Here is an 11,160-nt window from a genome sequence, read left to right as displayed (position 1 = left end):
GAGGTTATGAGCCGGTAGAGGGCGACTTCTACGGCGAAGAGTGCGGCCTGGGTGTGTGTGGTCTGGTTGAGGCGGTCGGGGTCGTCGCCGAAGACCACGTCGCGTGTCTCGTCACCGAGGGCGGCGCATACCTCGTCGAATGCCTCGCGGTAGACGGGGAACGTGTCGTACAGTCCGCGCCCCATTCCGACCCGTTGGGAGCCCTGGCCGGTGAACAGCACGGCCAGTCGTCCGCGTGTTGTCGTGCCCGTCACGACGCCGGGTGCGGTTTCGCCGCGTGCTACGGCGTCCAGGCCGGTCAGTGCCTCGTTGCGGTCGGCGGCCAGGATTACCGCGCGGTCCGGCAGCGCGGCCCGGCCCAGGGCCAGTGCGGCACCCAGCTCGGGCAGATCCACCTCCGCGTGTGCCCCGGCGTGCTCCCGTACCTGCTGTGCCTGCGCCCGCAGGGCTGCCGTGCCGTGTCCGGACAGGAGCAACGGCGTCACGGGGAGGGCGGCCGGGACGGGTGCCCGGGCCGGCTCCTGTTCCGGTGCCTGTTCCAGGATGACGTGGGCGTTGGTGCCGCTGACGCCGAAGCCGGAGACGCCGGCCCGGCGTGGACGGTCGGTGCGCGGCCACTCCCGTTCTTCCGTCAGCAGTTCCACCGCGCCCGCTGACCAGTCGACCTGCGGGGTGGGGGTGTCTACGTGCAGGGTGCGCGGCAGGATGCCGTGCTGGAGGGCCAGTACCGTCTTGATGACGCCCGCGACGCCCGCGGCACCCTGGGTGTGCCCGATGTTCGACTTCAGCGAGCCCAGCCACAGCGGCCGGTCCGCGGGGCGGCCCTGGCCGTAGGTGGCCAGCAGGGCCTGTGCCTCGATGGGGTCGCCGAGGGCCGTGCCGGTGCCGTGTGCCTCGACCGCGTCGACGTCGGACGCGGTGAGGCGGGCGTCGGCCAGCGCCTGCCGGATGACGCGCTGCTGGGAGGGACCGTTGGGGGCGGTCAGGCCGTTGGAGGCGCCGTCCTGGTTGACCGCGCTGCCGCGCAGCACCGCCAGCACCCGGTGGCCCAGGCGCTGGGCGTCCGACAGCCGTTCGAGGAGCAGGACGCCCGCCCCCTCGGCGAAGATCGTGCCGTCCGCGGCGGCGGCGAACGCCTTGCAGCGGGCGTCGGCGGCGAGGCCGCGCTGCCGGGAGAAACCGATGTAGGCGCGGGGGGTGCCGAGGACGGTGACACCCGCGGCGAGGGCCATGGAACAGTCACCCGCGCGCAGGGCCCGCGCCGCGAGGTGGAGGGCCACCAGGGAGGCCGAGCAGGCGGTGTCGACGGTGACGGCGGGGCCCTCGAAGCCGAAGGTGTAGGAGATCCGGCCGGACAGCACGCTGCCCGCCCCGGAGGTCATCAGGTAGCTCTCCAACTCCTCGGAGAGTCCGGTGAGTTCGCTGCCGTAGTCGCTGCCCGCGAAGCCGGCGAAGACCCCGACGTCCGTGCCGCGCCACGCGGTCGGGTCGATGCCCGCGCGTTCGAAGGTCTCCCAGGACAGTTCGAGCAGGAGACGCTGCTGCGGGTCCATGGTGACCGCTTCGCGCGGGGAGATGCCGAAGAAGGCGGCGTCGAAGTCGCCCGCGTCGTGCAGGAAGCCGCCCTCGCGGACGTAGCTGGTGCCGTGGTGGTCGGGGTCGGGATGGAAGAGGCCGGCCAGGTCCCAGCCGCGGTCCTCGGGGAAGGGCGTGATGCCGTCACGGCCGTGGCGCACCAGGTCCCACAGCTCCTCGGGGGAGGTGACGCCGCCCGGCAGGCGACAGGCCATCGCCACGACGGCGATCGGCTCGGACCGCTCGGCCTCCAGTTCGCGGACCCGCTGCTGGGAACGGCGGGCGTCCGCCAGCACGCGCTTGAGGTAGTCGCGCAGCTTCCCGTCATCTGCCATGAGAGTTCGCTCCTGATGGAAACGCGTCGAAGGTCTGGAGGTCGCGGTCGGTCAGGTGATCAGGTGATCAGGACGTGCCGAACTCCCGGTCGATGAGGTCGAACATGTCCTCGTCGGTCGCGGTGTCCACGTCGAACTCCTCTGCATCGGCGCCGGCGTGGGGCGGGTCCGCGGCCGTCCGCCACTGCTCGACGAGCGCGTTCAGGCGGGTCAGGACGGTGGCGTGGGTCGACGCGTCGGGGCTGGTCCCGGCCAGCGTCGCGGCCATGGCGTCGAGTTCGGTCAGCAGCAGCTCGGCCGGGTCGACCTCCTGGCCCAGCTCGGCGAGGAGGAAGCGGGCCAGGGCGGTGGGTGCGGGGTGGTCGAAGACGAGTGTGGCGGGCAGCCGGATGCCGGCCCGGCGCGAGAGACGGTTGCGCAGCTCGACCGCGGTGAGCGAGTCGAAGCCGATCTCCTTGAAGGGCTGGTGGGGGTCGACGGCGTCGGCGGAGGAGTGGCCGAGGACAGCGGCGGCCTCCTGCTGGACCAGGTCGAGCAGGAGTTTCTCCCGCTGTCCCGCGGTCGCCCGGGCGAGCCGGCCGGCCAGGTCGCCGGTGTCCGCCGCCGTGTTGTCGACGGCCCGGCGCGGGGCCCGGACGAGGGCGGCGAGCAGCGCGGGCAGGGTGCCGGCGCCGGCCAGACCGCGCAGGGCGGCGAAGTCCATGCGGGCGGGCACCAGGACGGCGGCGGGGGTGCGCAGCGCGGCGTCGAACAGCTCCATGCCCTCGGGCACGGACAGGGCGAGCATGCCACCCTTGGCCATGCGTCGCTGGTCGGTGTCGTCGAGGTGGGCGCTCATGTCGGTGACCTGGCCCCACAGCCCCCAGGCGAGGGAGGTGGCGGGCAGCCCGGCGGCGTGCCGGTGGCGGGCGAGCGCGTCGAGGAAGGCGTTGGCGGCGGAGTAGTTGCCCTGGCCCGGGGAGTCGAAGGTGCCGGCTCCGGAGGAGAAGAGGACGAAGGCGCTCAGCGGCAGTGTGGCCGTCAGCTCGTGCAGGTTGAGCGCGGCGTCCACCTTGGGCCGGAACGTCGCGGCCAGCCGCTCCGGTGTCAGGGCGGTGATCACACCGTCGTCCAGGAGTCCGGCGGCGTGCACCACGGCGGTCAGCGGCGCGTCCGGCGGGATCGAGGCGAGCAGGGCGGCCGCCGCGTCCCGGTCGGCGACGTCGCAGGCGACGGTGCGGACGGTGGCGGCGCCCAGGGCGCGCAGCTCGTCCTCCAGCTCGGGCACGCCGTCGGCGGCCCGGCCGCGCCGCCCGGCCAGGACGACGTGGCGCACCCCGTGCTCGGTGACCATGCGCCGGGCCACCAGGCGGCCCAGGGTGCCCGTGCCGCCGGTGACCAGTACGGTGCCGTCGGGGTCGAGGGGGCGGGGCAGGGTGAAGACGTTCTTGCCGGTGTGCCGGCCCTGGCTCATGAACCGGAAGGCGGCCGGGGCCTCCCGGACGTCCCAGGCGTGCAGCGCAAGGGGACGCAGGGCACCCTGCTCGAAGAGGGCGGCCAGGTCCCGCAGCATCTCCCCGATCCGGTCGTCGCCCGCCTCGTGGAGGGAGAACGCCCGGTAGGCGATGCCCGGGTGGGCGGCGGCCACCTCGGCGGGGTCGCGCAGGTCGCTCTTGCCCATCTCCAGGAAGCGCCCGCCGCGCGGCAGCAGCCGCAGGGAGGCGTCGACCAGGTCGCCGGCCAGCGAGTCGAGCACGATGTCGGCGCCGCGGCCCCGCGTGACGTCGAGGAAGCGGCGTTCGAACTCCGTGGTGCGGGAACCGGCGATGCGGTCGGCGGGGACGCCGGTGGCGCGCACGGTGTCCCACTTGGCGGGGGACGCGGTGGCGAGGACGTCGGCGCCCCAGTGCCGGGCCAGCTGCACGGCGGCCATGCCGACCCCGCCGGCGGCGGCGTGCACGAGGACCGTCTCGCCCGCGCGCAGCCCGGCGAGGTCGCGCAGCGCGTAGTAGGCGGTGAGGAAGGCCATGGGCACGGAGGCGGCCTGCTGGAAGGTCCAGCCGTCCGGGATCCTGGTGACGGTGCGCCGGTCGGCGACGGCGAGCGGGCCGACGGCATCGGGGAACAGGCCCATCACCCGGTCGCCGACGGCGAGTTCGGTGACGCCGGGGCCGGTCTCGGTGACGATGCCCGCGCCCTCGTTGCCGAGGGTGGCGTCGACCTTGTTCATGCCGAGCGCGACCAGCACGTCCAGGAAGTTCAGGCCCGCGGCCCGTACCTCGACGCGGACCTGCCCGGCGGCGAGCGGTTCGAGCGCGGCGGGGGAGGGGCGCAGCGCCAGTCCTTCGAGGGTGCCGTCACCGCCGGGCGCCAGCCGCCACGCCGCCGCGTCCGCCGGGGCGGTGAGCGCGCCGGTGGTGTCGGCGCGGGTGAGCCGGCGGGCGAAGCGGACGCCGTCGCGCACGGCGAGCTGGGGCTCGGTGCCGGTGAGCACGGCGGGCAGCAGGGCGCGGGACGACTGGGCTCCGTCGGTGTCCAAGAGGGTGATCCGGTCGGGGTTCTCGGCCTGCGCGGACCGCAGCAGGCCGAGGGCGGCCGCGGCGGCGGGGTCGGTGAGTTCCCGGTCGTGGTGCACGGCGACCGCGCCGTGGGTGAGGACCAGCAGCCGGGTGTCGTCCAGTTCGGGCGCGGCCAGCCAGGTCTGGAGCAGGTCGAGGACCCGGCCGGTGACGTCCCGGACGGCGGCGGCGCTCAGCCCGCCGGCCGCCGCTTCCAGTTCGAGCAGCAGCGTCTCGGGGATGCCCAGGTCGGCGGTCTCGGCGAGTTCACGGATGTCCTCGGCGGTCGCCACCGGCACGGGGTGCGGCGCGTCCTCGACGGGGCCGGGCGTGGGGAGTTCGTCCCAGCCGACGCGGAACAAACGGTCGCGGACGGGGGCGGTACGGGTGGCGGACAGGTCCGTGGCGAGCGGCCGGGACACCACCGAGCCGACGGTGGCGACCGGCGCGCCCGTGCCGTCCGCCAGGTGCAGGGCGACCTCGTCGGCGCCGTGCGGGGTGACGCGGACGCGCAGCGCGGTCGCCCCGGCGGCGTGCAGGGCGACGTCGCGGTAGGCGAAGGGCAGGGCGAGCGCGGCGTCGGCGCCGGCCGGGGCGCGGAAGCCGATGGCGTGCATGGCGGAGTCCAGCAGCACCGGGTGCAGTCCGAACCCGTCGGCGGACAGCCCCTGGTCCTCGGCGAGGGCGACCTCGGCGAACACCTCCCCGCCCCGCGTCCACACCGCGCGCAGGCCCCGGAACGCCGGCCCGTAGCCGTAACCGGCGGCGGCCATCTCCTCGTACGCCTCGGTCACCCGCTCCGGGCCGACCGGGACCGCCCCGGCCGGCGGCCACGGGGCCAGGGCCTGCGGCGGGGGGCCGGCGGCCGGCGCCAGGAAGCCGCTGACGTGCCGGGTCCAGACCGCGCCGGGGTCGCCGTCCGCGGGGCGGGAGTACACGGACAGCGGGCGGCGGCCCTGCCCGTCCGCCTCGCCGACGAGGACCTGTACGCGTACGCCGGCGCTCTCGGCCAGCGGCAGCGGCGCTTCGACGACGAGCTCCTCCAGGGTGGGGCAGCCCACCTCGTCCCCGGCGCGCACCGCCAGCTCCACGAAGGCCGCGCCGGGCAGCAGCACCGTGCCACCCGCCGCGTGGTCGGCCAGCCAGGGGTGGGTGCGCAGCGACAGGCGGGAGGTGAACAGCACGGAGCCGGAACCGGAGCCGGAACCGGAACCGGAGCCGGGTGCGGAGCCGGTTCCGGTCCCGGAGACCTCGGTGACCGCGCCGAGCAGCGGGTGCCCGGCCGGTGTCAGTCCGAGGCTCGCGGCGTCGCCGTGGCCCTGCCCCTGGCCCGACTCCAGCCAGTAGTGCCGGTGCTGGAAGGCGTAGGTGGGCAGGCCGGTGACGGTCGGCAGCTCCGGGCCGCCGACGTCCCCGGCGTTCCCGGCCTCCCCGGCGGAGCCTGCCGCACCGGCAAGGACCGCGGCCCAGTCGACGGGCAGCCCGCCCACGTGTCCCTCCGCGAGCGAGGCCAGCATCCGGGGAGCGCCGCCCTCGCCGCGCCGCAGCGAGCCCACGGCGACCGCCTCGGCCCCGGCGTCCTCGAAGAGCTGCTGCATGGCGGTGACCAGCACCGGGTGGGCGCTGGACTCCACGAAGAACCCGAAGCCGTCGGCGAGCAGTTCGCGCACGGCGGCCTCGAAGTCCACCGGGCGGCGGGCGTTGCTGAACCAGTACTCGGCGTCCAGCCCGGCGGTGTCGAACGCGCCGCCGGTGACCGTCGAGTAGAACGGGACGGCCGAGCGGCGCGGACGGACGTCGGCGAACATCGCGAGGATACGGTCGCGCAGCGGATCGACCTGGGCGCAGTGCGAGGCGACCGTGGAGCCGACGACACGGGCCCGCAGGCCGTCGGCCTCGCAGCCGGCCACGAACTCCGCGAGCGCCGCCTCCTCACCGGCGACCGCGGCCGCGCCGGGCCCGTTGCGGCCGGCGACGACCAGCCGCCCGTCCCACGCCGCGAGCCGCTTCTCCACCACGTCGGCGGAGGCGGCCACGGAGGCCACCGCACCCTTGCCGACCAGCTCCTCGGCGAACAGGGCGCTGCGCAGCACGACGATACGGGCCGCCTCCTCCAGCGTCAGCGCCCCGGCGACGTACGCCGCCGCGATCTCCCCCTGGCTGTGGCCGACCACCGCCGCCGGCGCCACCCCGGCCGCCGTCCACACCGCGGCCAGCGACACGTGCACCGCGAACAGCGCGGGCTGGAGCACCTCGATGCGCTCCATGGACGGCGCCGCCGCGGCGCCCCGGACGACATCGGTGACGGACCAGTCGAGGTGGCGGCGCAGCGCCTGGTCGCACTCGGCGAACCGGGCGGCGAACACGGGGGAGGAGTCGAGGAGTTCGGCCGCCATACCGGGCCACTGCGAGCCCTGGCCGGGGAAGACGAAGACGGTGTGCCCGGTGGCCGGGCCGCCGTTGCCCCGCACCACCTCGGGCGCCGGGGTGTTCTCGGCCAGCGCGGCCAGACCGCGCAGCGCGGCGTCCCGATCGGCGGCCAGTACGACACCGCGCTGCTCCAGCGCCGCCCGCCCGGTGGCCAGCGACCGGCCGAGGTCCGCCGGCGCCACGCCGGGACGGTCCGTCAGGTACGACCGCAGCCGCGCGGCCTGGGCGCGCAGCGCGGCCTCGCCGCGCCCGGAGACCAGCAGCGGCACGGGGGCGCCGGCCAGCAGCGGCTGCTCGGAAACCGCCTTGGCCACCGGACCGGTGGCGGCCGGGGCCTCCTCCAGGATCACGTGGGCGTTGGTGCCGCTGATGCCGAAGCCGGACACGGCGGCCCGGCGCGGCCGTCCCGTCTGCGGCCACGCCCGCTCCTCGGTCAGCAGCTCCACGGCCCCCGCCGACCAGTCCACCTGCGGTGTCGGCGCGTCCACGTGCAGGGTGCGCGGCAGGACGCCGTGCCGCATCGCCATCACCATCTTGATGACCCCGGCCGCACCCGCGGCTGCCTGTGTGTGCCCGATGTTCGACTTGACCGACCCCAGCCACAGCGGCAGTTCGCGGTCCTGGCCGTAGGCGGCCAGCAGTGCCTGCGCCTCGATCGGGTCGCCCAGCGCGGTACCGGTGCCGTGTGCCTCCACCACGTCCACCTCGGCGCCGGTCAGCCGGGCGTTGCGCAGCGCCCGCCGGATGACGCGCCGCTGCGAAGGGCCGTTCGGCGCCGTCAGCCCGTTCGACGCGCCGTCCTGGTTGACCGCCGAGCCGCGCACCACCGCGAGTACCGGATGGCCCGCCTCGACCGCGTCGGACAGCCGCTCCAGGAGCAGCACCCCGGCGCCCTCGGCGAACCCGGTACCGTCCGCCGCCGCCGCGAACGCCTTGCACCGGCCGTCGGGGGCGAGCCCGCGCTGCCGCGAGAAGCCGACGAACGCGTCGGACTCCGCCATCACCGTGACCCCGCCGGCCAGCGCCAGCGAGCACTCTCCCGCGCGCAGCGCCTGCGCCGCCAGATGCAGGGTGACCAGCGACGACGAGCACGCCGTGTCCACCGTCACCGCCGGCCCCTCGAAGCCCAGCACGTACGACACCCGGCCCGACAGCACACTGCCCGCCCCGCCCGTGAGGAGGAAGCCCGCGAGTTCGTCGGGGACCTCGGGCAGCCCGGCGCCGTAGTCGTGGAAGGCGATGCCGGAGTACACGCCGACGTCCTTGCCGCGCAGGCTCGTCGGGTCGATGCCGGCCCGCTCCAGCACCTCCCAGGACAGCTCAAGCATGATCCGCTGCTGCGGGTCCATCGCCACGGCCTCGCGCGGCGAGATGCCGAAGAAGCCCGCGTCGAACATCCCGGCGTCGTGCAGGAAGCCGCCCTCACTGGCGTAGCTGGTGCCGGGGTGGTCGGGGTCCGGGTGGAACAGGTTGTCCAGGTCCCAGCCGCGGTCGGCCGGGAACCCGGTGATGCCGTCGCCGCCGCTGGACACCAGCTCCCACAGCTCCTCGGGCGAGGACACACCGCCCGGCAGGCGGCAGGCCATGCCGACGACGGCGACCGGCGCGGTGCCGGCCGCGACCGCCTTGTCGTACTCGTGCTTCAGCCGGGCGTTGTCCTTCAGCGAGGCGCGCAGCGCTTCGACGATCTGTTCAGTCTGGCCGCTGCTCATGGCTGCTCCCACCGTGTCGAGTGCGCGATCACAACCGGTTCCCGTCCAGCGCTCGTTGGACCAGCCCGGCGACGTCCATTTCGTTGATCAGGTCGAGTTCCTCGGCGGCGGCCGTGGCGGACGGCGACCGCCCGCCGTCGTCCGGCCCGTCCGCACCGGCCGCCCGGGCCAGCTGCCGCAGCGCGTCCAGCAGTCCTGCCTCCCGGAACCGGCTGACCGGAACCGAGGCCAGCGTCCGGCGGAGCTCCTCCTCGTCCGCCTCGCTCAGCTCCTCGTCGGCCGCGTCCGCGAGCAGTTCGGTGCGCAGGTGCTCCACCAGCGCGGCGGGCGTGGGGTAGTCGAAGACGAGGGTGGCGGGCAGCTTGGTGCCCAGGGCGGCGCCGAGGGTGTTGCGCAGGCTGACCGCGGCGAGCGAGTCGAAGCCCATCTCCTGGAAGGCCCGCCCCGGCTTCACGGCCTCGGCACCGCTGTGCCCCAGCGCGAGTGCCGTGTGCTCGCGGACCGCCTGCATCAGCGCGCGTTCCCGTTCGGCGTCGGAGGCCGCGGCGAGCTGCCGCAGGAACTCCGAGGCCGACTCGTCGCCGGGATCGTCCGCCGCCGCGAGACCGTCGACGATCTCCCGTACCCCCGGCAGGTCGCCGATCAGCGGGCTCGGCCGCAGTGAGGTGAAGGCGGGCACGAACGCCGCCCAGTCGACGTCCACCACGGCCACCCGCGTGTCGTCGCCGCGCACCGCGAGCGTGAGCGCCGCCATGGCCTCCTCGGGTGCCATCGGCAGCACACCACGCCGGCGCAACTGCTCCCGCGCGGCGGCGTCGGACGCCACACCGAACCCGTCGATCACACCCCAGGCCACCGAGGTGGCCGTCAGCCCCCGCGCCCGCCGCCGCTCGATCAGCGCGTCGAGCTGGGCGTTGGCGGCACCGATGAGCCCCTGCCCACCGCCGCCCCACACACTGGCGACGGAGGAGAAGACGACGAACAGGTCCAGGTCCCGTCCGCTCAGCAGCGCGTCCAGGTGCCACAGCCCGTCGACCTTGGCCGCCAGCGTCTCGGCGAGTTCCTCGGCGGTGGTGACGTCCGCCTGGGCGACGCGCGCGAGGTCGGCGGTGTGCACGACGCCGGAGAGTCCGGGCGTGGCGGCGGGCCCGGAGAGCAGCCGCGCGAGCGCCTCCCGGTCGCCGAGGTCGACCTGACAAACGGTGACCTTCGTGCCGTGCGCGCTCAGCTCGTCACGCACCTTCCGCACCCCTGGCGCCTCCGGGTCCGACGCGACGGTCAGCACCAGGTGCTCGGCACCGGCCTCGGCGAGCCAGCGCGCGGCGTGCCGGCCGAGGCCCTCGGTGCCGCCGGTGACCAGCACGATGCCGCGCGGCCGCCACCGCGGTCCCGCCGTCGCGCCCGGAAGCAGCGGACGGCCGCTCATCCTGCGCACCAGCGCGCCCGTGGACCGGACCGCGAACTGGTCCTCACCGTCCGGGGCGGCCAGCACCCCGAGCAGAGTGCGGGCGGCCCGCTCGTCGAACACCTCGGGCAGGTCGACCAACCCGCCCCAGCGGTCCGGCTGTTCCAGCGCCACGGCAAGCCCGAGCCCCCACACGGCCGCCTGCTCGGGGGCGTCGAGCCCGTCCGTGCCACCGACGGCGACCGCGCCCCGGGTGGCGCAGTACAACCGGTGTCCCGAGCCCAGGTCGCCGAGCGCCTGCACCAGTGCCAGGGTCGCCGCGACGCCCTCGGTGAGCGTGGCACCGCCCGGCCGCGGACGCCGGTCCAGCGCGAGCAGCGACAGGACGCCGCCGACATCGTCCACTTCCGCCAGCGCGCCCCGCAGCGTCTCGGCCAGCCCACCCCGGTCGGCGGCGGCCCCGGCCCGTACTACGACACTGCGCAGCCCCTGCCGGTCCAGCGCCGGCGCGACCAGCTCGGCGTACTCCCCGGCACCGCCGCCGTCCGGCAGCACGACCAGCCAGGTGCCGGACGGCACCCCGGACGCGGCGCCGGGCAGCGGCTTCCACACCACCTCGTAGCGCAGCCGGTCCGCCGCGGCCCGCTCGTCCCGCCCGCGCCGCCACGCCGACAGCACGCCCAGCGCCCCGCCGACGGCGTCCAAGTCCGCACCGTCCCGCACCCCCAGCGCCTCACCCACGGACCCGAGGTCCTCGCGCTCCACGGCATCCCAGAAACGGGCGTCGGCATCATCGGCGGCGCCGGGGCCGCCCTCGCCGGTCAGCCAGTAGTGCGCGCGCTGGAAGGCGTAGGTCGGCAGCTCGGGAAGGTGAACGGGCGGGAGGGACACACCGAGGTCGACGGGGACGCCGGCGATGTGGAGTTGGGCGAGGGCGGAGGTGAGGGTGCGGGGTTCGTCACCGTCGCGGCGCAGTGCGGGGATGAGGGTGGTGTGGCTGTCGGGGTCCAGGTTCTCGCGGGCCAGGGCGGTGAGGGTGCTGTCGGGGCCGAGTTCGAGGTAGGTGGTGATGCCGTGGTCGGCCAGTGCCTGGATGCCGTCGGCGAAGCGGACGGTTGCGCGTATGTGGTGGGTCCAGTAGGCGGGGGTGCTCAGTGTTTCGGGGT

The 11,160-nt window shown here is 75.4% G+C and carries 3 protein-coding genes; all 3 read right to left on the bottom strand.

The genetic code is table 11. The features are described 5' to 3' along the window. A partial coding sequence (locus AB0G32_RS39690) for a type I polyketide synthase (protein ID WP_361175701.1) occupies nt 1-1,910 on the bottom strand: 1,910 nt, incomplete at its 3' end. 67 nt (nt 1,911-1,977) lie between these two features. Next, entirely contained in the window at nt 1,978-8,589 is a 6,612-nt protein-coding gene (locus AB0G32_RS39685) for a type I polyketide synthase (protein WP_361175698.1), read from the bottom strand. 28 nt (nt 8,590-8,617) lie between these two features. Further along, nucleotides 8,618-11,160, bottom strand: a 2,543-nt coding sequence (locus AB0G32_RS39680; RefSeq protein WP_361175695.1) for an SDR family NAD(P)-dependent oxidoreductase, incomplete at its 5' end; no start/stop codon positions are given.

The organism is Streptomyces sp. NPDC023723, from assembly GCF_040639815.1.
GTDB lineage: Bacteria > Actinomycetota > Actinomycetes > Streptomycetales > Streptomycetaceae > Streptomyces.
Note: the sequence above shows the minus strand (reverse complement) of the source record. Positions and strands in the feature narration are given on the sequence as shown.